The sequence below is a fragment of the Paenarthrobacter sp. OM7 genome, from assembly GCF_029873575.1.
GTDB lineage: Bacteria > Actinomycetota > Actinomycetes > Actinomycetales > Micrococcaceae > Arthrobacter.
The window spans coordinates 566,382-591,587 of the sequence record NZ_CP123579.1; the positions used below are offsets into that span (position 1 = coordinate 566,382).

At 63.0% G+C, this 25,206-nt stretch carries 18 protein-coding genes; 5 read left to right on the forward strand and 13 right to left on the reverse strand.

What is annotated here, in order from left to right:
• Window positions 1–104 precede the first annotated feature (104 nt).
• On the forward strand, window positions 105–1,427 hold the full coding sequence (locus tag QEH68_RS02785; protein ID WP_280626341.1) for an HNH endonuclease signature motif containing protein: 1,323 nt from the start codon (window positions 105–107) through the stop codon (window positions 1,425–1,427).
• Between the two features lie 25 nt (window positions 1,428–1,452).
• Here the strand turns inward: QEH68_RS02785 and QEH68_RS02790 are convergent, their stop codons facing one another.
• Together QEH68_RS02790 and QEH68_RS02795 are read right to left on the reverse strand one after the other, a co-directional pair.
• Window positions 1,453–1,962, reverse strand: a complete 510-nt coding sequence (locus tag QEH68_RS02790) for a MarR family transcriptional regulator (protein ID WP_207596070.1) — start codon at window positions 1,960–1,962, stop codon at window positions 1,453–1,455.
• Between the two features lie 42 nt (window positions 1,963–2,004).
• On the reverse strand, window positions 2,005–3,723 hold the full coding sequence (locus QEH68_RS02795; RefSeq protein ID WP_280626342.1) for an AMP-binding protein: 1,719 nt from the start codon (window positions 3,721–3,723) through the stop codon (window positions 2,005–2,007).
• A gap of 133 nt (window positions 3,724–3,856) precedes the next feature.
• On the opposite strand from QEH68_RS02795, the gene QEH68_RS02800 reads away from it, so the two are divergent.
• Window positions 3,857–5,074 (forward strand): acyl-CoA dehydrogenase family protein, encoded by a 1,218-nt coding sequence (locus tag QEH68_RS02800; RefSeq protein WP_280626343.1) that lies wholly within the window; start codon window positions 3,857–3,859, stop codon window positions 5,072–5,074.
• Between the two features lie 8 nt (window positions 5,075–5,082).
• Here QEH68_RS02800 and QEH68_RS02805 read toward each other — a convergent pair whose 3' ends face one another.
• From QEH68_RS02805 to QEH68_RS02815, 3 genes are all read right to left on the reverse strand, one after another.
• Window positions 5,083–6,660, reverse strand: a complete 1,578-nt coding sequence (locus QEH68_RS02805) for an APC family permease (RefSeq protein WP_280626344.1) — start codon at window positions 6,658–6,660, stop codon at window positions 5,083–5,085.
• 145 nt (window positions 6,661–6,805) lie between these two features.
• Entirely contained in the window at window positions 6,806–8,458 is a 1,653-nt protein-coding gene (locus tag QEH68_RS02810) for a GMC oxidoreductase (RefSeq protein WP_280626345.1), read from the reverse strand.
• On the reverse strand, window positions 8,459–9,970 hold the full coding sequence (locus tag QEH68_RS02815; protein ID WP_280626346.1) for an aldehyde dehydrogenase family protein: 1,512 nt from the start codon (window positions 9,968–9,970) through the stop codon (window positions 8,459–8,461).
• A 126-nt stretch (window positions 9,971–10,096) separates the two neighbouring features.
• On the opposite strand from QEH68_RS02815, the gene QEH68_RS02820 reads away from it, so the two are divergent.
• Window positions 10,097–11,683, forward strand: a complete 1,587-nt coding sequence (locus tag QEH68_RS02820) for a molybdopterin-dependent oxidoreductase (RefSeq protein ID WP_280626347.1) — start codon at window positions 10,097–10,099, stop codon at window positions 11,681–11,683.
• A gap of 51 nt (window positions 11,684–11,734) precedes the next feature.
• Here QEH68_RS02820 and QEH68_RS02825 read toward each other — a convergent pair whose 3' ends face one another.
• The 7 genes from QEH68_RS02825 to QEH68_RS02855 all read right to left on the reverse strand — a co-directional run bounded on the left by QEH68_RS02825 (window position 11,735) and on the right by QEH68_RS02855 (window position 20,810).
• A complete protein-coding gene (locus QEH68_RS02825) occupies window positions 11,735–12,373 on the reverse strand; it encodes a LysE family translocator (protein WP_207596076.1) in 639 nt (212 codons plus the stop codon).
• Between the two features lie 211 nt (window positions 12,374–12,584).
• A complete protein-coding gene (locus tag QEH68_RS02830; protein WP_280626348.1) occupies window positions 12,585–13,475 on the reverse strand; it encodes a GNAT family N-acetyltransferase in 891 nt (296 codons plus the stop codon).
• A gap of 123 nt (window positions 13,476–13,598) precedes the next feature.
• Window positions 13,599–16,589 (reverse strand): carboxypeptidase regulatory-like domain-containing protein, encoded by a 2,991-nt coding sequence (locus QEH68_RS02835; protein WP_280626349.1) that lies wholly within the window; start codon window positions 16,587–16,589, stop codon window positions 13,599–13,601.
• Between the two features lie 93 nt (window positions 16,590–16,682).
• Window positions 16,683–17,639 carry a carbohydrate kinase gene (locus tag QEH68_RS02840; RefSeq protein WP_280626350.1) on the reverse strand — a complete coding sequence of 319 codons (957 nt, stop codon included), beginning with the start codon at window positions 17,637–17,639 and terminating at the stop codon, window positions 16,683–16,685.
• A gap of 134 nt (window positions 17,640–17,773) precedes the next feature.
• Window positions 17,774–18,568, reverse strand: a complete 795-nt coding sequence (locus QEH68_RS02845) for an ATP-binding cassette domain-containing protein (RefSeq protein WP_207596080.1) — start codon at window positions 18,566–18,568, stop codon at window positions 17,774–17,776.
• Window positions 18,565–19,611, reverse strand: coding sequence for an ABC transporter permease (locus QEH68_RS02850; RefSeq protein WP_207596081.1), 1,047 nt, complete (start codon window positions 19,609–19,611; stop codon window positions 18,565–18,567). Before QEH68_RS02850 ends, QEH68_RS02845 begins: the two co-directional genes overlap by 4 nt.
• An 86-nt stretch (window positions 19,612–19,697) precedes the next feature.
• Window positions 19,698–20,810: a substrate-binding domain-containing protein gene (locus QEH68_RS02855; RefSeq protein ID WP_207596082.1), complete on the reverse strand. Its 1,113-nt coding sequence runs from the start codon at window positions 20,808–20,810 to the stop codon at window positions 19,698–19,700.
• Between the two features lie 175 nt (window positions 20,811–20,985).
• Between QEH68_RS02855 and QEH68_RS02860 the strand changes: the two genes are divergently transcribed.
• Together QEH68_RS02860 and QEH68_RS02865 are read left to right on the forward strand one after the other, a co-directional pair.
• The gene (locus tag QEH68_RS02860) at window positions 20,986–21,996 is read left to right on the forward strand and encodes a LacI family DNA-binding transcriptional regulator (protein ID WP_280627959.1); all 1,011 of its coding nucleotides are present in this window, start codon (window positions 20,986–20,988) and stop codon (window positions 21,994–21,996) included.
• A gap of 37 nt (window positions 21,997–22,033) precedes the next feature.
• Window positions 22,034–22,333: a putative quinol monooxygenase gene (locus QEH68_RS02865; protein ID WP_280626351.1), complete on the forward strand. Its 300-nt coding sequence runs from the start codon at window positions 22,034–22,036 to the stop codon at window positions 22,331–22,333.
• A gap of 57 nt (window positions 22,334–22,390) precedes the next feature.
• Here the strand turns inward: QEH68_RS02865 and QEH68_RS02870 are convergent, their stop codons facing one another.
• Entirely contained in the window at window positions 22,391–25,018 is a 2,628-nt protein-coding gene (locus QEH68_RS02870; RefSeq protein ID WP_280626352.1) for a GH32 C-terminal domain-containing protein, read from the reverse strand.
• Between the last annotated feature and the right edge of the window lie 188 nt (window positions 25,019–25,206).

Genomic DNA, 25,206 nt, shown 5'->3' on the forward strand with positions numbered 1-25,206 from the left:
CTTGAGGGAGGTCCTCCGAGGGACTCCCTTGCTGCGCAAAGGCTATGGGGCTCCCCTGTGAACGCTGACCTTATTTTGTCGGTGCCTGCTGCCAGAGTTAGGACATGGAGCAAAGTGGGGAGAAGCGGGCGGGCACAGGGGTGGCGCGCGGGCGCGCTCCCGTCGTTGTGGATTCCGTTCAACCCGACAGGGGCACAGCCAGCACCGTTAGCAGCGACCTGATCGAACAGTTGCGCGTCCTGGAGAAGATGAAGTCTGCGATCTCCGCTTTGCAGGCGCGGGTTGCTGTGGCGTTCGATCTGGCTCAACGTCAGGAGCAGGCCGAGGCAGGGGTCCCTTCCTCGGAGCGCGGCCAGGGCGTGGGAGCGCAGGTTGCGTTGGCCCGGCGCGAGTCACCAAACCGTGGGTCCCGCCTCCTGGGCTTGGCGAAAGCCCTTGTCACGGAGATGCCCCGCACCTTGGCGGCCCTGAAATCGGGGCACTTGAATGAATGGCGTGCCACGCTTCTTGTTAAGGAAACGGCCTGCCTGTCTGTCGAGGACCGTTGTGCTGTGGACCAGGAGCTCGCCCCCGACACCGGGACCTTTGACGGCAAGGGCGACAAAGCGATCACTGCTGCCGCAAAAGCTGCCGCATATCGGCGGGATCCGCGGTCGGTAGTCGGGCGTGCCAGCCGTGCTGCCGCCGAACGGACCGTCAGCCTCCGTCCAGCCCCGGACACCATGACGTACCTGACGGCCTTGCTTCCGGTTGCCCAGGGAGTAGCGGTCTACGCCGCGCTGACTCGAGCGGCTGATTCGGCCCGTTCCACTGGGGATGCTCGAGGTCGGGGCCAGCTCATGGCCGACACCTTGACCGAACGCATTACGGGCACCCCGGGCGGGATTTCGGGGATCAACCTGGATCTCGTTATGACCGACCGCACCTTGTTCCAGGGTGACAGCGAACCAGCCCGGCTCAAGGGCTACGGAATCGTCCCGGCTGAATGGGGAAGGGAGCTGCTCGGATCGGGGCAGGCCGCCCAAGATCACGCGGCGGCGCTGAGCGCAGAGTTCACCGTATGGCTTCGTCGGCTCTACACCGCGCCAGCTACCGGGGAGCTCTTGGCCACCGATTCCAAGACCCGGCTCTTCGCGGGTGGGCTCCGGCGCTTCATCGAAACCCGTGACGATAGTTGCCGGACTCCGTATTGCGATGCGCCCATCCGGCATATTGACCATGTGGTTCCTTGGCGTTCTGGTGGGAGAACCAGCCTGGCGAATGGTGCAGGCCTGTGCGAAGCCTGCAACCACACCAAGGAAAACGCCGGCTGGAGCACCAAAGCCATGCCCGGTGACGTTCACACCTTGGAAATCAGCACCCCTACCGGGCATTCGTACCAATCAAAGGCTCCACCCCTGCCCGGGCACCGACCCTCCAGAACGTAAAGGGAGCTTCTTGGGGGTGAATCCATTATTCCTCCGTGAAATCTCCGGCATCCCTGCGGAAGGTGCCCAGCACGCGGATGAGGTGATCGACGTCGTCGTGCCCGAAGCCTGACTTGCCGAAAACCTCCGCGTTGAGTGCCGCCGTCGCCTTCTTGGCGAGGGTGCGGCCCTCGGCGGTGAGCTCAATCAGGGTGGTGCGTCCGTCGGTTGGATGCGGGGAACGCGCTACCAGGGCGGCTTTTTCCAAGCGGTCGACGGCGTTGGTCACCGAGGTGGGATGTACCTGCAGGAGCGCGCTGGCCTTGTTCATAGGCAGCGCGCCGCTGCGGGCGAAACTCAGGAGCGCCAGCAGCTCGTAGCGTGCAAAGGTCAGCCCGAACGGTTTGAGGACCGTTTCGATGCGGGCCAGCAGGATCTGCTGCGTCCGCATGATCGCGGTGATGGCGGCCATGGGCGCGGCGACGTCGCCCCAGCCATGCCGCTCCCAGTTGCGCTGGGCGTCGGCGATGGGATCGCGGGGGAGTGGCGTGCCCATGGGCCTCCTTCGGTTGCTTGGTTGGCCTGATCTTCCGGGTGGCTAGTCTTTCAGATTCGGGAACTCTTCCTCGGTGTATTCCACGCCCAAACCGGAGGGCAGCGGCCCCTCGCCGTGCCGGGCGACTTCCGTGCCGCGCAGTTCCACCCGCCGGATCTTGCCGGAGATCGTCTTGGGAAGCTCGCCGAATTCCAGCCGCCGGATGCGTTTGAACGGTGCCAGATGCTCGCGGCAATACCTCAGAATGTCCTCCGCGACTGCCGGTCCGGCTTCGTAGCCGGCAGCCAGAACCACAAACGCTTTCGGAACCGACAGCTTCACGGCATCAGGTGAAGGCACGACGGCGGCCTCCGCCACTGCGGGATGTTCGATCAGGACGCTTTCAAGTTCGAACGGGGACAAGCGGTAGTCGGAGGACTTGAAAACGTCGTCGTCCCGGCCGACGTAGGTGATCACGCCGTCGGCGTCCCGGCTCGCCATATCGCCCGTGTGATAGTAGCCGTCGCGGAAGGCATCGGCCGTTTTCTCTTCGTCGCCGAAGTAGCTCTTCATCAATCCCACGGGCCGGGGGTCCAAGCGCAAGCAGAGTTCGCCGTCGTCGGCTTCCGTCCCGGTGTTCGGATCCACCAGGACGACGTCGTACCCCGGGAGCGGGCGGCCCATGGAGCCGATCTTCACCGGCTGGGCCGGAGTGTTGGCGATCTGGACCGTGGATTCGGTTTGGCCGAAGCCGTCGCGGATGGTGACTCCCCAAGCTTTCTCCACTTGCCCGATAACTTCGGCATTCAGTGGCTCCCCAGCCGAGACCACTTTGCGTGGCGGGCTGGTGAGCTGCGTAAGATCGGCCTGGATGAGCATGCGCCACACCGTGGGAGGCGCGCAGAAACTGGTGACGCCTTCGCGGCCCATTTGCTCCATGAGGGCGGCGGCGTCAAAGCGCTGGTAGTTGTAAATGAAGACCGTGGCCTCAGCGATCCACGGCGTGAAGACGTTGGACCAGGCGTGTTTGGCCCAGCCAGGGGAGGCGACATTCAGGTGGACGTCGCCCGGTTCCAGGCCGATCCAGTACATGGTGGACAAGTGGCCCACGGGGTAGGACGTGTGGGTATGCTCCACGAGCTTCGCCCGTGACGTGGTGCCGGAGGTGAAGTAGAGCAGCAGTGTCTCGTCCGCTTTTGTGGGGGCGTCGGGCGTAAAGTCCGTGCCGGCGTCGTACGCATCTGCGTACTGTTTGGCGTCCGCATCGATTCTCTCCGAACCGACCTCGATCAGGGCGTATTCACCCTCGACGTCGGCGAACTTGCCGATGTTGGCACTTCCGACGGCCACCCAGGCCGCACCGCCACGTTCAACGCGGTCCTGGAGATCACGGGCGCCCATGAGGGTGGTGGTGGGGATCATGACGATGCCGAGTTTGATGCCGGCGAGCATGAGTTCCCACAGTTCAACCTGGTTGCCGAGCATGATGATCATGTGGTCTCCACGCTGGACGCCTTGGTCCCGCAGCCAGTTGGCTACCTGGGATGAGCGTTCCGCGAGGTCCTTGTAGCTGCGGCGGGTGGAGCTCCCGTCCTGTTCCACGATGACCAAGGCGGGCTTGTTGCCCCGGGCCGGGTCCGCCGCGATCTGGTCGAACCAGTCCAAAGCGAAGTTGAACTCCTCAAACCGCGGCCACTCGAATTCGGCGTGCGCCAGCTTGTAGTCCTCACGCAGTTCCAGCAGCCGGTCTCGGGCCGCACGGAAGTCCTCTGTGACTGTCATAGTCCGCCTTTCGCCTTCGGGCTTCCCTGGCACCTTTGCCGGACATCCCGCCTAGTGATCCACATCACCTTGCAATATACTAGGACATCCAAGGGTTTGGAAGAGCCTGTGCGGGACATGACGAAGGGGTCTAATGCTCGACGACAAAGCTGCCGGCACCGTTACCAGCGGTGCGGCACCAGAACGCGTCCTCCCTCCTTATCCGGAGGCGGACTTGATGCACGTAGTGGACCTGCTCCCGGCCGGGGAGCGCTTGCGGTACTTGGAGATCAGGGAGTTCCTGCAAACGCGGATCCGGGCGGCCAGCATCGAGTACTGGAACCGGGAGGAGTTCCCGTTCGGGCTGCTGGCTGACGTGGCCAAGTTCGGGCTCGGTGGACTCCAGACAGACGGCTCCACCAAGCTCTTCAAGGGCCTCATGTACACCGAGGTGGCCCGGGCGGACGTATCACTCTCGGCGCTGGTGGGCATCCACAATGAACTCATCGTGGGCATGATCGACGAGCTTGGATCCCCTGAACAGAAGCGCAGGTGGCTGCCTGGGTTGGAAGCTTTCACCCAGCTTGGCGCCTTCGCCCTCACCGAACCGGATCACGGCTCGGACATCGCCGGAGGACTTTCGACGACGGCGCGGCGCGACGGCGGCGAATGGGTCATCAGCGGTGCCAAACGCTGGATCGGGGCAGGGACGATTGCCGACTTCGCATTGGTGTGGGCACGGGATGAATCCGACGGCCACATCAAGGGCTTCATTGTGGAGACGGACCGCCCCGGTTACTCGGCCACCAAGATCTCCAACAAGATCGGCCTGCGCATCATGCAGAATGCGGACATCGTGTTGGACGAGGTGCGTATTCCGTTGGAGAACCTCCTGCCGGGGGCCACGGAGTTTTCCCGAGCCAATGACCTGTTGCGCGATTCCCGGGCCTGGGTGGGGTGGCAGGCTGCGGGGATTCAGTTGGCAGCCTTTGATATTGCCCGTTCTTACGCTTTGGAACGCAAGCAGTTCGGCAAAGAGCTGGCTCGCTTCCAACTGGTCCAGCAGCAGCTTGCCGACATTCTGGGCAACGCCAACGCGTCGTTGTCCATGATGGTCGAGCTCGCCCGGATCCAGCAGGCCGGGAAACTCCAGATGGTGCAGGCGGCCATGTGCAAAGCCACCACCACCCGGCTGGCGCGTTCCTCAGTTGCGATGGGCCGTTCCCTGCTGGGCGGGAACGGAATCACCACGGACTATGAGATGGCCAAGCTCTTTGGCGACGCCGAAATCCTGTACACCTACGAGGGCAGTTACGAGATCAACTCCATGATCGTGGCCCGCGCGGTGACAGGGAAATCGGCGTTCGTCTAAGTAGCGGGCTAGGAGTTCTGGGTTACCACTTGGGGAGAGTCCTCGGGAGTGACCAGGGCTGCGTGCTCGGCCAGGACCCCGGTCTTGTGCCTGATGCGGAGACGGTAGAGCAGCGTCCCGCCGATGATGACCGTGCCAACAAAGATCACGCCTCCCCATTGCAGGTACCACTCGAACGGCGGCACCGAGTTGTAAATCTCCGGCCGCGGCCACACGAGGTTCAGCGTCATGGCGCCGCCCCACAGCACGGCCAGGATGTTCACAGGCAGCCCCCATTTGCCGAGGCTGAATCCCGGTTCTGATCCGTCGTCCTTCAGGGGCCACTTCTTCAAGAACCGGCGCCGCAGCATGGGCACGGTCACCAGCAGGTAGGACAGGTAGATCAGCACGATGCTGATGCTGGAGAGAATGGTGAAGATGGCCGGCTGGGAGATGTTGACGATCAGCGGGATGACGGCAACTATGCCGATGACGATGGCAGCAACGGTGGGCGTTTTCCGGGTGGGATGCACTTTGCTGAGCTGACGGCTGAAGGGAAGGTTGTTGTCCCGGGCCATAGCGAACATCATCCGGATGGCTGCTGCATGGACGGCGAGGGTGCAGACCACTACGGCTACGACGATGCAGGCCAGGAAGGCCTTGCCGAACGGGCCGCCGAGTACTGAAAGCAGGATGTACTGCAGTCCGCCGTCAGCCGCCCCCAGCTTGGGATCGGAGAGATCGGGCGCGGCCAGGATTCCGCCGAGGAGGAGTAAGCCTCCCAAAAGGAAGGAAGCCGTGACGGCGCGAAGGATCGCCCTGGGAGCAGTCTTCTTGGGGTCTTTGGTTTCTTCGCCCAAGGAGCTGGCGGTGTCAAAGCCGTACATGACGTACCCCGAAGCCATGGCAGCAATGAGGAACACTCCGAAGAAGCCCAAGGGATGTTCTTCACCGAATCCGGCGGTATCAAGGAGGACTTCCGGCCCCCGCACGGAGTGCCAGAGAAGCGCCGCAATGAGCAGGACGGCCGCAACCAGTTCCACGAACACGCCCACGCTGTTGATCATGGTCATGAGTTTCACGCCGAACGCGTTGATCAGCGTGGAAATACCGATCATGATGCTGGCCAGGATGACCCCGTTGACGGCGAAGTCGTAAGGACCTGTTCCGTCGCCGACCAGCTGGAAGCCGCTCCAGATTTGCGGGAGGGTGATTTGGAGGGCCAAGGCAACGGAACCCAGAGCCATGATGGAGGAGAGCAGCAGCAACCAGCCCGCCAGCCAGGCCCACGTTCCAGTCGAGAGCCTCTTGGCCCAGTTGTACACCGACCCGGCCACCGGATAACGCCCGGCCAATTCCGCGAAACACAAAGCGACCATTAGTTGGCCTACGAAGACGATGGGCCACGACCAGGCATAGGCGGGTCCCGCCGTCGAAAATCCGAAGTAAAACAGTTGAAAAACGCCGGTGAGAATGGAGATATAGCTGACGCCGGCGGCGAAGCTGGCGAACTTACCGATGCTGCGGTCCAGGGTTTGGGCATAGCCAAACTCGTCCATGCCGCTTGCATCGCTCTTGCAGGGTCCTAATTTGCTGGGTTCTGACATGCGAACTCCTAGTTCAGACGTGCACGAATGGTGATAACCTGCGGCCGCCATTGGTCGCAGTCGAAATCAAAGGCCGGGCACCACGCTGTGCCTCCGGCTGTTTCCCCCATTGTTTGTTGCGTGGGTCTAAAAACAGGGTGCCTGTTCAGGCGACAGACAAGCTGAAGCCGGCTTCCGCCGTCGTGGATTCCTCCGTTCGGCTGTTGATGAGATCGGCCTTGATGAAATCGGCGCAGCGCTCGCCGATCATCATCACGGTGATATTCGGGTTGACGGTGACGTGTTCCGGCATGACGGAGGCATCGGCCACACGCAATCCGGTCACCCCCTTGACCCGCAGTTCGGGATCCAAGGGCGACATTTCGTCGTTCACTGGTCCCATGCGGACGGTGCCGACCGGGTGGTACACGGTGTTGTGCGTTTTGCGGATGTAATCCTGCAACTCTTCGTCGCTCTGCGCTTCGATGCCAGGGGAGAGCTCCCGACCGGTCCATTCAGCCATGGCCGGCTGCGCCGCGATTTCCCGGGCCTTGCGGATGCCGGCCACCATGACGCGCATGTCGTGGCCGTCGGGATCGGTGAAGTAGCGGGGGTCCACCATGGGCTTGTCCCGGAAGTCCCGGCTGCGCAGCCGAACCGTGCCGCGGGAACGCGCGTGGGTAACGTTCGGAGTCAGGCTGAAGCCGTTCTCCGTGGTGGGGTAGCCGTAGCGCAGGGTGTTCATGTCGAAGGGGACGGAACCGTAGTGCATCATCAGGTCCGGGCGGTCCAAGCCCTCTTCGGTGGGAGTGAAGATGCCGATTTCCCACCATTGGGTGGAGGTCTGCACCATGGGCTGCTTGGCTTCGAACTGCACCACACCTTCCGGGTGGTCCTGCAGGTGCTCGCCGACGCCTGGGGAATCCACCAGGACCTCGATGCCATGCGCGGCCAAGTGTTCGGCCGGGCCGATGCCCGAAAGCATAAGAAGCTTGGGCGAGTCGATGGCACCGGTGGACAGGATGACCTCGCGATGTGCGTCCAGCCTGTGCGTGCGGCCGAAGGCCGAATCCACGACGTCGACGCCGGTGCAGCGCTTGTCCGCGTCGAACACCAGTTGGCGGGCCCGCAAGCCGGTCAGCAGCGTGAAGTTCTCGCGATCCACAATGGGGTGGATGTAGGACACCGAGCTGGAGGAACGCGTCCCGTCCGAGCGGCGGTTGATCTGGAAGAAGTTGGCGCCGTTGATCACGGTGGTGCCGTCATTGAACTTTGCCCGGGGGATTCCGGTCTGCTCACAGGCATTAAGGAGCGCGACGCCGGCGGGATCGTGTGGGGGAACGTTCATCAAGTGCACCGGGCCGTCGTGTCCGTGGTGTGGAGCTTCCGGGCCTGCGTCCTCGTTGCTTTCCAAGCGCTTGTACAAAGGCCAGGCGGCAGCAGCATTCCAGCCGGTGGCGCCGTACTTTGACTCCCATTCGTCCAGGTCTTCGCGGGGAGCCCAGAACGCGATGCAGGAGTTGTGGCTGGAGCAGCCGCCCATGACCTTGGCTCGGGCATGGCGCATGAAGGAGTTGCCGTTTTCCTGCGGCTCAACAGGGTAGTCCCAGTCGTAGCCGGATTCCAGCAGCTCCATCCAACGATCCAGCTGCAGGATCTCCGGCAGGTTGCGGTCATCCGGGCCCGCTTCCACCAAGGCCACGGTGACGGAAGGGTCCTCGCTCAACCGGGCGGCGACGGCAGCTCCGGCAGATCCTCCGCCAATGACGACGTAATCGAACCCGCGCTCGCTGAGGTTCTCAATGGTGTCAACGTGCATCTATTTCTCCTTGCCGTGGTCTGCGAACCAGCCGGTCACCTGGGGGCTGGTGTTCTGGTAGATGTGCTTGGCTTCCTGGTACTCACCCAGACCGGTGGGGCCGAGTTCGCGTCCGACGCCGGACTGGCCGAAGCCGCCCCACTCGGCCTGTGGAAGGTAGGGGTGGTAGTCGTTGATCCAGATCGTGCCGTGCCGCAGGCGGCCCGCTACCCGCTGGGCCTTGCCGGCATCCTGGGTCCAGACGGCACCCGCCAGCCCGTAGATGGTGTCGTTGGCGGTGGCCACGGCTTCGTCCTCGGTGCGGAAGGTTTCCACTGTTACAACCGGGCCAAAGGCTTCGTCGATGACTACCGACATTCCCCTGGTGACGCGGTCCAGGACGGTGGGCTGGTAGTAGAAGCCGGCGTCGAACTTTTCGCCCTGGGGGGCCGCGCCGCCGCACCGCAACCGCGCGCCTTCGGCCACGCCACGCTGGACGTAGGCGTCCACTTTCTCCCGGTGTGCCGCTGAAATCAGCGGTCCGGTTTCGGCAGATTCATCGAACGGGCCGCCGAGGCGGATGTCCTTGGCCTTGCGGACCAGTTCGTCGACGAAACGCTCGGCAATGGATTCCTCCACCACCAGCCGCGCCCCGGCGGAGCAAACCTGGCCTGAGTGCACAAAGGCACCGTTCAACGCATTGTCGACGGCGGCGTCGAAGTCAGCGTCAGCGAAGACGACGTTGGGGTTCTTTCCGCCGAGTTCCAGCGCGACCTTCTTTACCGTGCCGGCGGCGGCCGCGGCGATGCGCTTGCCGGTTTCCAGGCCGCCGGTGAAGGAAACCAGGTCAATGTCCGGGTGCTCCGACAGCGGTGCGCCCACTTTTACTCCGGGGCCGGTTACCAGGTTGGCGACGCCGTCGGGTAGGCCCAGGTCCTGCAGCAACTGCATGGTAAGGATTGCGGTGGAGGGGGTCAGTTCGGCAGGCTTCAGGACGAAAGTGCAACCGGCGGCGAGCGCGGGGGCGATCTTCCACGCAGCCTGCAGCAGCGGGTAATTCCACGGCGTGATCAAACCGCAGACTCCGACGGGTTCGTAGACGATTTTGCTGACGACGGCGGGGTCCCCGGCGTCGACCACCCGGCCCGCCGACTGCCCGGCGAGGCGTCCGAAATATTCGAAGCAGGCGGCGATGTCATCGATGTCGATGCGGCTTTCGATGATCCGTTTGCCGGTGTCCAGCGATTCGGCGCGGGCAAACTTCTCGCGGCGTTCGCGCAGTTCCGCGGCAACCTTGAGCAGGAACGCGCCGCGCTCAGGAGCGGGGACGTTCGCCCAAACTCCGGAATCGAACGCCTTGCGGGCTGCGGAAATGGCGCGCTCGGCGTCTTCACGGTCGGCTTCGGACACCGTGGCGACCAGTTCGCCGTCGGCCGGGTTGTGGATCTCGCGCACCGCGCCGGACGCTGCCGGCTCCCACCGGCCGTTGATGAAAAGGGTGGAGGCGGAATCGGAAAATGTGGCTTGGGTCATACGAAGCAGGCTAGTGCATCTTGAACATCTGTTCAAGGAAAATTATGAACAGATGTTCAAAGTGCCCCTGTGTGTCAGGAGGCTGCCGGCACCCATCCCTGCTCCCGGCCGCTACGAACCACTGACATGAAAAAGCTCGGACTCCGGACCAAAGGCCCCGAAACCATGGCAGCGCTGGCAGGCGTGGTGTCGGCCGCCGTCGTGCTCGCCGTCGCCGAGCTGATCGGCGCCTTCTTCACTGCCAGGGCAACCCCGGTGTTTGCGCTGGGATCGACGTTCATCGACTTCACGCCGTCGTGGATGAAGGACTTTGCGATCGCCACGTTCGGCACTAATGACAAGGCCGCACTGTTCGTGGGCATGGGCCTGACCATCGTCCTGCTGGCCTGCGTCCTGGGTGTAGTGGCCTACCGGAAGTGGGCCTTGGGCGTCCTGGGTGTGCTGTTCATGGGCGTGGTAATTGTTGCCAGCGTCCTGACTCGAGCCGGGGTTGGACCCGCCGACGCCATCCCTTCCGTCCTGGGAACCATCTCCGGGCTCATCGTCCTGCGCCGACTCATTGTGCCGTTGTGGGGGTTGAAAGCATGGCCGGAAGCGCCTGCCGACATAGCCGCCGACGTCGATACCCAAGGAGGCGGAACCGGCACGAGCCGCCGTCGCTTCTTTGCTGCGGCCGGGATCACCGCCGTCGCCGCCGGCCTCGCGGCGACCGGTGGGCGGCTCCTGGGTGCCGCTCGCAACAATGTCGCCCAGGCCCGGGATGCACTCCGGCTGCCTGCGCCAATCAAGGCCGCGCCTCCTGTGCCGGCGGGTGTCCACTCCCCGGTTCCGGGAGTCTTGCCCTGGCTGACACCGAACAACGAGTTCTACCGGATTGATACGGCGCTGAGCGTCCCGGAGATCAACGTCAATGATTGGTCACTGCGGGTGCACGGAATGGTTGAGGAAGAGGTCACCCTCACCTTCCAGGACCTGCTCGACGCCGATCTGATCGAATCGCACGTCACCCTCACCTGTGTGTCCAACCCGGTGGGTGGAAAGCTTGCCGGAAACGCCAAGTGGCTGGGCCTGCCCATCCGCGAAGTTTTGAAAAGGGCAAAGCCGAAGGACGGCGCGGACATGGTGCTCTCACGCTCCATCGACGGCTTCAGCGCTTCCACTCCTCTGGAGGTCCTCCAGGATGACCGCGATGCCATGCTGGCGATTGGCATGAACGGTGAGCCGCTTCCGGTGGAGCACGGATACCCCGTGCGCATGGTGGTTCCGGGACTGTACGGATTCGTCTCCGCCACCAAGTGGGTAGTGGAGTTGGAGGTCACCCGTTTCGCGGACAGCAAGGCCTACTGGACGGAGCGCGGCTGGTCGGAACGTGGCCCCATCAAAACCATGGCACGGGTGGACGTACCCACGTCCTTTGCGAGATTGAAAGCAGGGAAGGTAGCTGTGGGCGGCACCGCTTGGGCCCAGACCCGGGGAATCACCAAGGTGGAAGTCCAGATTGACGACGGCGATTGGGTGGAAGCAACCCTCTCCGACGAAGCCTCCACCATCACGTGGCGCCAATGGTCCTACGAATGGGATGCCACACCCGGCATGCACTACGTCAAGGCCCGGGCTACCGACGCCACCGGTGAAACCCAGACCGAGAAGCGCGCCGACCCTGTGCCTGATGGAGCTTCGGGTTGGCCGTCGGTGATGGTGACGGTGGAGTAACGGTTCACGTTGGCACACGCCTACCGTGACCAGCCGTGCCCTTTGAGCTGCCTATGTTTTGTTGCCGGTGAGGGCGAGACTTCCGCCGAGGCCGATCATCATGACGCCGCCGCCGGCGCTCATGCGGGCGAGGCGCTTTGGGTTCCGGGCGAACCAGGTGCGCGCGGTGCCTGCGGCCATGGCCCATATGGTGTCGCTGGCAAGGGCGATCGTGAAGAAGATCATTCCGAGGGCCGCCATTTGGAGGGGGATGGCGCCGTGGGCGTAGTCGACGAATTGGGGCAGGACTGCGACAAAGAAGACGATGGTCTTGGGGTTGGTCACGCCGACCGTGAATCCTTCGCGTAGGAGCCGGAAAGAGGACGGCGAAGTCCTGGCTGTGGAGGAGGTGTCGGTGTGGTCGTTGCGGTGACGAAAGGCCTGGATGCCGAGATAGACCAGGTAGGCAGCACCGATGAACTTGATGGCTGTGAAGACAATTATCGATTCAGCGACGATGGAACCCACACCGAGGGACACGAGGGCGACGGCGGGGAGCATGCCAAGGGCATTGCCGACCACACTTAGGACGCCGCTCTTTCGTCCGAGGGCGAGCGAGCGTCCGATCACGAAGAGCACGCTTGGACCCGGGACGACGATGAGCGCGAACGCCGCAAGGGCGAAGGCCCAGACGCTGGCTGCGGGTAGCATGTTGAGCTCCAATCGACGGCAGGATGACGTCAACCGAATGTATCGCACTTCGGGTCCCGAGAGGATGCGGGATGTCGTCGGTAGACGCCGCAGTGGACTCCACCCCCTGAGGCCGAAATACGCCATCCCGAGCAGCAGGCAGCGTTGTCGGACTGGCAATCATCAGGTCCCGACGAGCTGCACGCACTGGCCCTTGGCTGCGCCGACAGCTTTATGCGCGTGGCTCAAGCTCACCGCGTGACATGTCCACGACAGGCGTGGCAGGGACGAACCCGGCCGCGAGGTAGGTCGCCAGCGCGCCCGTATTGGCCCCTTCGGCGGCCACCACGGCGCTGGATGAACCCATCTCCCGCAGCACTGCTGCTCCCGCACGGGTGATCGCCACCCCGTAGCCGAGCCCACGATGGTCCATGTGCACGCCCATAGGTTCGATAAGGCCGGGACGCCCCGGTCCGGCAGACCATACTGTTGTCACCGCGACCGCCCTGCCTTGCGCGTCGAAGGCGACGAGGTTGCGCGATGTCCCTGCGAAGGGCCCGGCGGTCATCGCCAGCCAGCGGTTGACGAGCGTCTGCCTCACGGCATCATCGAGTGGAGTGCCCCGGAACGCGGACCAGTGCACTCCTACCCATTCTCCGGCCCGGTCCTCGTCGATGGTCTCGATCAGGGTGCAGGTCGGCTGGACAGGTGCGGAGAGATCCAAGCGCAATGGAATCCACGGTTCGTCCTCTTGCCAGCCTCGTTGTCCCAGGATTCGCGTCAGAGCGCTGGCGCCTCGTGCCTCCACTGTCGCCTGTCCGGAGGCGAATACGCCGACTTCAGGGTCTTCGATCGAGTCTGCGATCCGCCGTGCAAGGCCGGCGTCGTCGCGTCGCGTCGGGTCGATCGCCAGACGAAGGAGCTGCGGGCCATCGAGAAGACCGATGGCGGCCGGTGTCGCACCGTCCGCCCAGATCCGTATCGCTGATGCCGTGTCGTCGGCGCCGAGCCGCGAATACCAGCCGAGGTCACCAGGATGGAGGTGGACGGGGCCTCCATCCACCTGCCATCGAGCGAGTGTGTCTCCAAGCTGCGCGAGCCGTGAAGCATCGGGCATGTTCATCTCTGCCTCCTGAAACAGTTTGCGGCCCTTGATCGAGTCCCGGCAGGAAGACGACGACGGCGGTGCTGCCGCCGTCGTCGTCTCTTGGATCCCGTCACTAACGTCAGTTAGGTACGCTGATGCTCAGCCGATCAGGGCCGTGGCAACTGAGTAGCGGGCCAGTGCGGTGTACGCAGTCTTGGTGCCTGTAACGCGTACTTTAATGGCACTTCCCTTGTCCGCGGCGACCAGTTTGTACGTCTGGGCGGTGGCGCCCGAAATGGCAGTACTTCCGCGGAACCACTGGTAGGTCAACGTCACCGGGGCAGGACCCCAGGCGCCGGGTGTCGCGGTGAGCGTGCTGCCCACGGTTGCCGTGCCTGCGACGGTGGGAGTGGGCCCGGTCAGCGTGCCCGCCGCCACGGCAGCAGTCGCTACGGAAGTCTTGGCCGCCGTCGTGAATCCGGTCTTTGAGCCCGTGACCCGGACGGTCATGGTCTTGCCCAGGTCAGCGGCAGCCAATGAGTACGTAGCTGAGGTGGCGCCCGTGATCGCGACGCCGCTCCGGTACCACTGGTACGCCAGCGTCACAGGGGCAGGACCCCACGCGCCTGGCACAGCCGTGAGGACCGAACCAACTTTCACCGTCCCGGACACCGTCGGCACCGGCGCGGTTAACGTTCCTACCGCGACGGCGGCAGTGGCTGCGGAGGTTTTCGCCGCCGTCGTAAATCCGGCCTTCGTGCCTGTGACCCGAACGGTCATGGTTTTACCCAGATCGGCGGCTGCCAACGTGTAGGTGGCTGAGGTGGCCCCGGTGATCGCGACGCCACTCCGGAACCACTGGTACGCCAGCGTCACAGGGGCAGGACCCCACGCTCCGGGAACAGCCGTCAACACCGAACCAACTTTCGCTGTCCCGGTCACCGTCGGCACCGGCGCGGTCAACGTTCCCACCGCTACGGCCGCAGTTGCAGCGGAAGTCTTCGCTGCCGTCGTAAACCCGGCCTTGCCGCCCGTAACCTGGACGGTCATGGTCTTACCCAAATCCGCGGCAGCCAATGAGTACGTAGCTGACGTGGCCCCGGTGATCGCGACGCCGCTCCGAAACCACTGGTAGGTGAGCGTCACTGGGGCAGGTCCCCACGTCCCGGGAACCGCAGTGAGCACAGAGCCAACCTTCGCTGTCCCGGACACCGTCGGCACCGGTGCCGTCAACGTGCCCGCCGCGACGGCTGCAGTCGCAGCGGAAGTCTTCGCCGCCGTCGTAAACCCGGCCTTGGTGCCCGTGACCCGAACGGTCATGGTCTTACCCAGATCGGCGGCAGCCAGAGAGTAGGTAGCTGACGTAGCCCCGGTGATCGCGACGCCGCTCCGGAACCACTGATAAGCCAACGTCACAGGGGCAGGACCCCACGTCCCGGGAACAGCTGTCACGACAGAACCGACCTTCGCCGTTCCGGACACCGTGGGAACCGGAGCGGTCAACGTGCCCGCCGCAACAGTGACAGAGGCCTGGCCGTAATAGGGCTGGAGCGGCCAGTCGTGGACGCTGAGTCGTACGGTGACTTTTTTGCCGGCGTCGGAGGTTTGCAGAAGGAACGTGGGCCCGTTTGTCCGGTAGTCCTGCACACCGTTGACGAACCAGTCGTAATACGGGCCAAAATCAGGGGCGGGGTTCAAGGTGCCGTGGTCAACGGTCAGGGTGTTCCCCGCGCTGGGCGTGCCCAGGAGGGTAAAGGGCTTGGAAGATGTGACAGCCTCGGCTCCGGATTTGCCGCCGTGGACCGAGGTGGTGTGCGGGGCGTATCCGGTCTTGGTTCCGGTGACTTTTGCCCAGATGTCGTACCCGGCATCAGCCGCGGTGGGGGTGTAGACAGTGGTGGTGGCGCCGGCGATGTCCTGTAGTTCGGAATTATCCTTGGAACGCTGCCACTGGTAGGCGAGGGTCACCGGAGCCGGTCCCCAAACGCCGGGATCGACCGTCAGTTTCTGTCCCGCCTGGGCTGAACCGTAAACGTAGGGCCTATCGGGTGTCAGCGACAGCCCTGCTACGTCCAGCTGCATGGTGAGCTTTACCCGCTGGCCGGCAGAAGTCGCTGTCAGAACGGTTGCCGTGTCCTTGGTGGGCGTGTTGTCGTAGCACTCGGCTTTGTACCGCTTATCGCGGGGCGCGCCCTCGTAGACCGTGTCCGAGACGCAGAGCTTGTACTTCTTGCCTACTGTCATGCGCCAGTAGATCTTGCCCTGCGCATTCGAGGTCAGCGGGCCCATCTGGGGCCCTTCCCAGGCTGCCGTTGCGTCGTTGTAGACCCACGGGATATACCCGACGTCGGCAATCGGCGCACCCGCCGGGTCGACGACAGTGGCCTCCATGAGGGTTTCATCCTTGAGGACGAAGTTCACATTGGTCCATGCGACTCCGGCGGGGACGGTAGCGACCGTGTAAGTGTCCACGGTGCCGGTGCCGGTCCAGTACTGCTCCAGGTAGAGGCGCTGGCCCGACTCATCCCGAACGCTGATGTAGGCCTGGTTGGGCGGGATCTTGGTGAGGGTGAAGTAGCCGTTGGCGTCCGGCTTGGTGCTGCTCACTTGTCCGCCGTTGTTGGGTGATGCTGAGACGGACACCGCAGTCAGCGGCTGGCCGGCCTTGTTGGTGACCCGGCCAGTCATGCTGCCGAAGGCTTCCAATTGCGGGTTGTACGTGGTGGTGGGGGCAGCATCGGTAACGGCAACCGGCGTGGAACCGTAGGAGCTTGATTGGTTCGAGTTCCACTCTGAGGCGTACGTCGCGGAGCAGGGCCCGCTGCTGCAGGTGGTCCATATTTTGTAGCTGCCGGAAGCCGGCACCGTGAAACTGTAGGAGCCATCGGGAGCAGACCACGCACCGGCAACGAAGTCGGCCCGGTCGTCATTGGTGTACGCACCCACCCAAACGTCGCCCAGCGCAGTGGCCGTTGCGGTGGCTGTCAGTTTTCCCTTGACCGCGCCCTTGAAGGTGTAGGTCGCGGCCGAGGCGGGCGCGATCCCGGCGAAGAGACCCGCGGCTACCAAAGCGACAGCCGCCAGGATGGCCCACACCCCCTGCCGTGTTCTGTGGAACGGATGGTCGGCGGCAGGTCGCGGCAACGGCATGGGTAAGGTCCTTTTCCCCAAAAAAGTGACTGAAGGGACCGAGCGGTCCTCTGCCATCGTAGGCGTCGTCCCGCAGCAGTGCCATGGGGAGTTCTATACTGCGGCGAGCGGCTGCTGTTCGAGTCCTTCCAGACGCGCTTGAAGTTCGTCGGAGGTCGGGGGGTTGGCGCCGGGCCGGCTGACGGTGATCGCTGCGGCCAAGGCTGCGGTCTGTCCGATACTTTCGAGGGCTGGTGAAGCAAACGCCTTTTCGCCTCTGGCCAACAGTTCAAAGATGAGGGCGGCCATGTAGGAGTCGCCGGCGCCGATGGTGTCTGCAACGTGGGTCTTCGCTGATGGGACGTTGAGGCGTGCTCCGGGTGTGGCCAGGAGCGCACCTTCAGCGCCTCGGGTGATGACGGCCAGCCGGGCCCCGTGATTCAGGAGTCGGGAGGCGACGTCGTCCAGGGAGGATGCGGGGTACAACCAGTGCGCATCTTCGTCACTGAGTTTGATGACGTCGGTGAGGGGGAGCAGGTCCTCGAAAATCTGCTTGGCTTCGGCATGGCTGCCAAGGAGGGCCGGGCGGATGTTGGGGTCGTAGGTGACCAGGCAGGAGTCGTGGCTTTGTTCCAGGAGGGTACGCACAGTGCCGGCTCCCGGGGCCAGGAACGTGGCGATGGATCCGGTATGGAGGACTTTCGGGATCGTGGCCGGTGCTACGGGTGCAAGTTCCCAGCGGATGTCGAACTCGTAGCTGGCCGAGCCGTCCGTTGCCAGCGTTGCGGTGGCCGTGGCGGTGCGCTCCAGGGATGTTGATCCGGGAAGCAGCCGGACACCTGCGCTGTGGAGGTGGGTGGTGATGGCGGTGCCGTGTTCGTCCTCGCCGATCGCTGTGAGGAGCCCGGTCGGTACCCCGAGGCGGCCCAGGCCGTAGGCGACATTGGCGGGGGAACCGCCAGGGTAGCTGATGGTTCCTTCCCGGGTGTTCACAATATCGACCAGGGCTTCGCCGATGACGAGGACGTCCGGTTGGTTATGGGCAAAGTCGCCTGGGTGAAGGTTGTGCATCTCGGTTCTTTCGTCGGGTTGCTGGTGGGACGGGGGAGGCATGGGTCCGTCCGCAGACCGGTTGGCAGGTCTGCGGACGGAGAATAGGGTTTCCGATGGGTCGGAAGGCCCGGACGGAAGGCCCGGTGTGGCGCTTAGGCTTTGGCCGCGCCTGTCATGATGGCGACGGCGTCGGTCATCGTGTGTGATTGCGGGGTGATGGTTGCCGCGCATTTGCCGAGGCGCTGGATGTGGATGCGGTCTGCAACGTCGAACACATGAGGCATGTTATGGCTGATCAGGATGACCGGCAGCCCTCGGTCGCGGAGGTCCCGGACCAGCTGGAGCACCTGGTTGGATTCGCGGACTCCCAAGGCAGCCGTCGGTTCGTCGAGAACCACCACCTTGGATCCGAAGGCCGCTGCACGGGCCACGGCGACGGCTTGGCGCTGGCCACCGGAGAGATTCTCGACCGGCACGGTGACGTCCTGGAGAGTGGAGATGCCCAGCCGGCTCAGCTCTTCCTTGGCTTTCCTGCGCATGCCCTTGGTATCGAGGATTCGGAACAGGCTTCCCAACGGTCCGGGGAGCCGCTCTTCCCGGCCGAGAAACAGGTTCGAGGCAACATCGAGGGCCGGCGAAACAGCCAGGTTCTGGTAAACAGTTTCGATGCCGTGGACGCGGGCGTCCTGCGGCCGTTTGAAGTGAACCTGCTGTCCGGAGACGAAGAGTTCACCGGTGTCGGGAACTTCGGCGCCGGTGAGGCATTTGATGAGTGTGGACTTACCGGCGCCGTTGTCGCCGATGATGGCCAGGACCTCGCCGGGGTAGAGGTCCAAGCTGACACCGTCGAGACCGACGACGCGGCCGAAGGTCTTGACGAGGTTCCTGGCCTTGAGGATGGGCTCGCGGGTTTCGGTGCGGGGGGCTTCAAAATCTGTGGTGGTCATGACTTGACCTTTCGGATCCATTGATCGACGGACACGGCAATGATGATCAAGATGCCTACGGCGAGGGTCTGGTAGAGCACGTCCAGGCCCGCGAGGGAGAGGCCATTGCGGAAGACGCCAACGATCAGGGCTCCGAGAAGCGAGCCCCAGATGGAGCCACGGCCGCCGAAGAGGCTGGTGCCGCCAATCACGACGGCGGTGATGGAGTCCAGGTTCAGGTCGACGCCGGCGTTAGGGCTGGCGGCATTGGTACGGCCGATCTGGATCCAGGCGCCGACGGCGAGGACTGCACCGGCAGCAAGGTACACGCTCATCAGGACGCGGTTGACGGGAATGCCGGCCAGTCGGGCTGCTTCCTTGTCATCGCCCACGGCGTAGACGTGCCGTCCCCAGGCGGTCTTGCCCAGAATGAACGCTACGGCCACGTAGAGGAGGAGCATCATGACCACACCAGTGGAGATCCGGACGGGGCCGATCGGGAAGGTGCTTCCCAGCCAGGTGAGCATTCCTGGCATCGCGGAGCCGCGCACGGTGCTTCCGCCAGAGTAGAGCAGCGTCAGAGCGATGAAGATGTTCAATGTTCCCAGCGTCACGATGAACGGTGGCAGCCGGAATCTTGTGACCAGGAAGCCGTTTAATGCTCCTGAACCAAGGCCGACGACCAGGCCTGCCAGCAGCGCAACAGGCCCTGGAATGCCGTTGCTGACCGCAAGTTGTGCGATCACCATTGAGGACAGGATCATGACCGCGCCTACGGAGAGGTCAATGCCTGCTGTCAGGATGATCAGCGTCTGGGCGATCGCCAAGGTGCCCACCACGGCAACCTGTTGAGTAATCAGGGACAGGTTCTCAACGCGCAGGAAGCGATCATTGAGGAGCCCGAAGACCACCACGGCGATCAGCAGCACAATAGCCGGGCTGAGTGCTGGGTATCGGTGGAGGAGGTTGCGGATTCTGCTGAGGGGCGTCTGGCGGTCGAGGAATTCCTCGGCTAGGTCAGCATGCCCCGCGCTCGGGGGGCCGGCGGTCTGTTGCTGGGTCACTTGGGTTGCTCCTGAACTTCCATGTTCTGTAACTGCTGGGCATGCGGGGAGACGCTGGTTGGAGCGTCTCCCCGCCTAGGAACGGGTTACTTGCCCCAGCAGATCTGGGATGCTTCGGTGGTGGTGATGCTCTTCACGCCGTCTGCGGGCTTGTCAGTGACGAGCTCGACGCCGGTGTTGAAGAAGTCAAGACCCTCTGAGTTGGCGGGCTTTTTGCCGGTCTTTGCCAGATCTACGATGGCTTTTACGCCCAGCTCGGCCATTTTGACCGGGTACTGCTGAGCCGTTGCGCCGATCACACCGGACTTGACGTTGTTTACACCTGAGCAGCCGCCGTCAACGGAGACGATCAGGACGTCCTTTTCCTTGCCCGCGGACTTCAGGGCCTCGAAAGCACCTGCGGCAGCGGGCTCGTTGATCGTGTAGACAACGTTGACATTGGGGTTCTTGGCCAGCAGGGTCTCCATCGCGGTACGTCCACCGTCTTCGGCTCCTTGGGAAGCCTGGCTGCCGACGATTTCGTAGTCGCCGCCCTTGCCGCCGGTATACGTTCCCGTCTTGGCTTCGTCGCCGTTCTTCTTCTTATCCGCGGTGTCGATGCCGAGGCCGGTCAGGAAGCCCTGGTCGCGGTTGTAGTCCACCGAGACCACCTTGTCGTCAAAGAGATCGATGAGGGCGATGACAGCTTTCTTGCCCGCCAGTTGCTGGGCGGTCCACTTGCCGATGAGCTCTCCGGCGTTGAAGTTGTCCGTGGCAAACGTGATGTCAGCGGCGTCGGCCGGGTCCGGCGGGGTGTCCAGCGCAATGACGAACAAGCCCGCGTCCTTGGCCTTCTTCAGGGCATCCACTACCGAGGGGCCGTTGGGGGTAATCAGAATGCCCTTGTCACCCTTGGAGATCGCATTCTCAATGGCCTGGATCTGGGTGTCCTCGTCGCCGTCGGCCTTGCCGGCCGCAAGCTTAAGGTCGACGCCGTCCGCCTCGGCGGCCTTCTTCGCGCCGTCCTGCATGGAAACGAAGAACGGGTTGGAGGTGGTCTTGACGATCAGCGAAACACCGATCTTCTCGTCGGAGCCTCCGCTGGATGAAGGGGAGGAGCTGCCTCCGCAGGCTGTCAGGCTAAGTGTGCCGAGGGTCAGGACTGCGCCGACGGCAAGAAGACGGTTCCGGGTGGACCGCGTGACTCTGGAACTCAACATTGAAACTCCTGGTTTTGTGGCTGTTGGCGGCGCATTTCTGCGGCTGACAACGTTGTCATGGAACATGTAAGCAAGCTCACACGATAGAGTCAAGTATTAAATCGAGTTGAGGAGCAGCAAGTTGACAACGATGTCTAATCGTTACCAGTCCGACTCCGGACGCAAGCGCCCCACCATGAAGAATGTTGCCGATCTCGCGGGCGTTGGGATTAAGACAGTTTCCCGCGTCGTGAACGATGAGCCGGGCGTCTCCGAGGCGACCCGCCAGCGGGTCATACGGGCGACGGAACAGCTGCAGTACCAACTGGACATCACGGCGGGCAGCCTGAAGCGTTCCGGACGCAAGACCCAGTCCATCGGCTTGCTGCTTCCGAGCGTTTCCAACCCATTCAGTGGGGAGATCCACAGGGCCATGGAAGACGCCTTGGCTGTGCGCGGCATTGCCGTCTTCGCTGCAAGCCTGGATGACGATCCCGACCGGGAGAGGAAACTCATTTCGGCTTTCCTGGGCCGCCGGGTCGATGGGCTTGTGCTGACTACCATCGCCAAGAGCCAGGCGTACATGATTCCGGAGCACTCCCGCGATCTGCCACTGGTATTCGTTGACCGTGAGCCCGCGGGCATTGAGGCCGACGCGGTAGTGACTGATAACGAAATTGGTGCGGCAAAGGCGGCGGCCCATCTCATCAAGCATGGGCATACCCGGCTGGCTTACCTTGGCGACCGGACTGATATTCAGACTGCCGGGAGGCGCCGGACAGGGTTCCTGGATGGCGTGGGACAAGCAGGCGTTTCCACGTCCGGGGTCGCCGTTCGTGAAAACCTGCATGACGAGGAAACCGCATGCCGGGCCGCTCACGAGCTGCTTACCTCAGAGAACCCGCCGACGGCGATATTTTCCAGTCAGAACTTGGTGACGTTCGGGGCCATGCGGGCTCTGAAAGCCCTTGGACTGCATCACAAGGTTGCCCTCATTGGATTTGATGATTTCACCCTGGCCGACATGATGGACCCCGGGATCACAGTGATCGCCCAGCATCCCGAACGCATCGGCAAGCTTGCGGCTGAGCGGATCCTTGCAAGGATCGATGGCGACCAGAGCCCTGCCCAAACGTATGTCATCCCAACCGAACTGATAGAGCGGGGTTCCGGCGAAATCCGGCCCCAAGCTGACGCAGGCAAATAGCTGAGCAATCCGAAACCAACCGAGCAAAGGACTGGCCATGACCAAGACACTGTATGCAGAGTTCACCGTCAAAGAAGGCAGTGAAACCCGGGTCGCGGAAATGATGGCAACGCTGACGGAACACGTCCGGAACGAACCGGGAAATGTGATGTTCCTGCCGTACACGAGGGAAACCAACCCGCGGGAGTACTTCGTCTTCGAGGTGTACCTGGACGAGCAGGCCTTCCAAGAGCACATCGGGGCCGATTACGGCCGGGAGTTCAACGCCGAACTTGCCGATCACATAGAGGGCGACGGTTCCGCCCTGACCTGGCTGAACCCACTGATCCAACCGTAGAAGCAGGGGCGGCGGCCAGGCGAAAGCCGGCCGCCGTCCCTCGCTACGGGTAGTGCGTTACTTCTTTCCGGGAAGGAACATTGCTCCTTCCATGGGGGTCACCGTGAGGGACTTCAGTTGCGCTGTTCCACCCTCTGCAAAGAGGGTCATCCGGTCAGCGCCGGCGTTCGGAAATACTTGATCGGTGATGGTCCGGAGACCGTCGCCGGAGAACACTTCCACCGATGAGCGGTCTAAATACACCCGCAGGGTGACATTGCCCTTTTGGTCCAGTGCGACAGGGGCGTCCTCAACTGAAGCGAAGGTTGGGTGGAAAGCGGTGTTTCCCGATGTCGTGCGGTCAACGAAGACCTTTCCGGTGATGGAGTCATAGCCGATGGCGGTGGAGGAGTTGCCGTCGCCCAGTACGGTGATGCCTGACTTTTTCGCCGTGCCGGGTGCGAACGTGATGTCCACGCGCTGGACCTGACCTGAAGTGGCAGAGGGCAGCGGGGTTGTTCCGGCCTTGATGGCACCGCCCTTCTTGTCCGTGTAGCTGGGCTTTGTCGCGAGCTTGTCCACCTGCTTGACCACGCTTTGGGCAAGGCGTGGTCCATCAGGTGTCTGCGTCAGCTGCACCTCCCGGGGCAACGACATGGCACTGCGCCAGGGGTTGGTGGGGATGGTGTTGGCATAATCCCAGTTGTTCATCCAGCCCAGCATGACCCGCTTGTTGTCGGGCATGTTCGAGAACGAAACGGCCGCGTAGTAGTCGCGTCCGTAGTCCAGCCAGTGATAAGACTCCAGCTTGGACTTCGCTGCTGTGGAGCTGGCTGTGAACTCATCCGCGAGGATGTGCCCCCATCCGAATCTGTTGTTGTCGACAACCTTGATGTGTGCCTGCTGGCCAACGAATTCCCTGGTATCCCACGAGGCCCAATCCAAGCTTTCGCTGTCGTTGCCGGTAGCGGTACGGACCACTTGTCCGTTGACAACCAAGTTCACCGTTTCTTCATCGGACCTGGCGACGGCGGCTGTGTCAGTGAGCATGACGTGATCAAGAGTCATGTGGCCCCACCCGCCGGTAGCTTCGTCAACGACTCGCAGCTGTGCCTTCTCGCCGGCGAACTCCGAGACATCCCAGCCTTTCCAGTTCAGCAATCCCGCGTTATCACCGGCCAGGGAGCGGACTACATTGCCGTTGACCAGCAACTGGACGGCCAGGGTCTGGCCTGAGTCCGCTGTTCGGTTGCCGCCTCCCACCAGCATGGACATGAAGTCCTTGGTGATGGGGAACTCGGGGGAGGTCAGGGTGCCTTGGCGGTCATCACCGGGTACGGCGCCTGTTTCGAAGGTGTTGATTCGCTTGGCGCCGATGTAGAAGTCCCCGCCGCTGGTGGCCGGCTGGTAATTGGGGGTCAGGTCGCCTGTCCCCGTCCAGCCTGCATCGGCCAGCGTTGTGCCATTGGGAACCTCGAAGCCGTCAAACTTCAGCTCTCCCGGGGGCGGGGTGTTGTCCAACTTGTCGGAGACGCGGGGGTGCTTACCGCCGCCGATGAGGAAGTTAAGGTAGTCGTCGGTCACGGTGAAGGTTGGTGACTGCATGGAACCCAGGGGCCAGTCGCCGTCGTTGAATGAGTTGATCAGTCCTGTTCCGCCGAATCCGGTCACCGGGCTCTGGCCGGGCAGGGATCCGGGCGCGGGAGCGTCCCCGAAAGGACCGTTCTTCCAGTTGCCTGGTTCGTTGTTTATGGTCCATCCGTTGTAGGTGCCGTCGTTGAAGCCTGCCATGACCGTGCCGGCGGGTACCTCGGCCACTGGCTCGGTGGTTTCGGAGGTGAACGTGGTGCCGTCAAAGTTGCCCACGAAGTATTGACCGGCCGATCCTCCCGCAACACCGCCGGGGTTGATGTTGACCACCATGACCCACTTGATGTTGTTCTTGTCCCCATCCACCGCCAGCGGGAACAAGTCAGGGCATTCCCACTGGCCGCCGGTAGCGTTGGCCGGCCCGAATTCGCTCAGGGCAGTCCAGTCCTTGAGGTTGCCGGACTTGTAGAGGAGCACCTTGTGATCCTGCGATTCGACGACGGTCATGACCCAGTAGCCACCGCCGGACGGGTTGTCGTACCAGAAGACCTTGGGGTCCCGGAAGTTGGCAGAATTGCGGTTCAGCACCGGGTTTCCTGAGTATTTGGTCCAGGTCTGGCCATCATCCAAGCTGTAGGCCAGGGACTGGGCTTGCAAGCCCCGATGCGGGGAAGCTTCCTTGTAGGCGCTGGTGTAGATGGCCACCAATGCGGGGTTTTCTTTGGTCCCGAAGCCTGTTGTGTTGTCCTTATCCACCACAATGCTGCCGGAGAATACATCCTCCTGCGCGTCGGTGAACAGTGCCAGGGGCTGCTCTTGCCAGTGAACCAGGTCCTTCGACGTCGCGTGACCCCACGACATGTTCCCCCAGGTGTTGCCGGAGGGATTGTGTTGGTAGAACAGGTGATAAACCCCCTTGTGGAAAACCATTCCATTGGGATCGTTCATCCAATTTTTCGCTGGCGTGTAGTGGTAAGCAGGTCGAAAGTCCTCACTTCCCACCCCCGGCGCCGCAGAGGCTGGTGCCACGCCGGCCATGATGCCCGAAAGCGTCAGGCCCGCCAGCGTCAATGCAGACGTCGCTGCCCGCATCCTACTGATCGTGAATTTAGTCATTGTTCTTCCAAGTCGCCCTTCATCGCGCGTGCCCATCCCCACATAGACAACGTTGTCAGTGCGTTGAAAGCTACGATAAGTCCACCGGACAAGTCAACGGTCGTTCGAGATGTCTGCAGGTGGTTGCCAGGGCCTGCGTCTCTGCAGCCGGAAGCGGAAACCGCCAGCGGGGGACGGCGCAGTACGGT

Excerpts from the sequence above, each read along its gene's own strand:
- QEH68_RS02785 (WP_280626341.1), top strand. The coding sequence starts at position 105 with ATGGAGCAAAGTGGGGAGAAGCGGGCGGGCACAGGGGTGGCGCGCGGG.
- QEH68_RS02790 (WP_207596070.1), bottom strand. The coding sequence starts at position 1,962 with ATGGGCACGCCACTCCCCCGCGATCCCATCGCCGACGCCCAGCGCAAC.
- QEH68_RS02795 (WP_280626342.1), bottom strand. The coding sequence starts at position 3,723 with ATGACAGTCACAGAGGACTTCCGTGCGGCCCGAGACCGGCTGCTGGAA.
- QEH68_RS02800 (WP_280626343.1), top strand. The coding sequence starts at position 3,857 with ATGCTCGACGACAAAGCTGCCGGCACCGTTACCAGCGGTGCGGCACCA.
- QEH68_RS02805 (WP_280626344.1), bottom strand. The coding sequence starts at position 6,660 with ATGTCAGAACCCAGCAAATTAGGACCCTGCAAGAGCGATGCAAGCGGC.
- QEH68_RS02810 (WP_280626345.1), bottom strand. The coding sequence starts at position 8,458 with ATGCACGTTGACACCATTGAGAACCTCAGCGAGCGCGGGTTCGATTAC.
- QEH68_RS02815 (WP_280626346.1), bottom strand. The coding sequence starts at position 9,970 with ATGACCCAAGCCACATTTTCCGATTCCGCCTCCACCCTTTTCATCAAC.
- QEH68_RS02820 (WP_280626347.1), top strand. The coding sequence starts at position 10,097 with ATGAAAAAGCTCGGACTCCGGACCAAAGGCCCCGAAACCATGGCAGCG.
- QEH68_RS02825 (WP_207596076.1), bottom strand. The coding sequence starts at position 12,373 with ATGCTACCCGCAGCCAGCGTCTGGGCCTTCGCCCTTGCGGCGTTCGCG.
- QEH68_RS02830 (WP_280626348.1), bottom strand. The coding sequence starts at position 13,475 with ATGAACATGCCCGATGCTTCACGGCTCGCGCAGCTTGGAGACACACTC.
- QEH68_RS02835 (WP_280626349.1), bottom strand. The coding sequence starts at position 16,589 with ATGCCGTTGCCGCGACCTGCCGCCGACCATCCGTTCCACAGAACACGG.
- QEH68_RS02840 (WP_280626350.1), bottom strand. The coding sequence starts at position 17,639 with ATGCACAACCTTCACCCAGGCGACTTTGCCCATAACCAACCGGACGTC.
- QEH68_RS02845 (WP_207596080.1), bottom strand. The coding sequence starts at position 18,568 with ATGACCACCACAGATTTTGAAGCCCCCCGCACCGAAACCCGCGAGCCC.
- QEH68_RS02855 (WP_207596082.1), bottom strand. The coding sequence starts at position 20,810 with ATGTTGAGTTCCAGAGTCACGCGGTCCACCCGGAACCGTCTTCTTGCC.
- QEH68_RS02860 (WP_280627959.1), top strand. The coding sequence starts at position 20,986 with ATGAAGAATGTTGCCGATCTCGCGGGCGTTGGGATTAAGACAGTTTCC.
- QEH68_RS02865 (WP_280626351.1), top strand. The coding sequence starts at position 22,034 with ATGACCAAGACACTGTATGCAGAGTTCACCGTCAAAGAAGGCAGTGAA.
- QEH68_RS02870 (WP_280626352.1), bottom strand. The coding sequence starts at position 25,018 with ATGACTAAATTCACGATCAGTAGGATGCGGGCAGCGACGTCTGCATTG.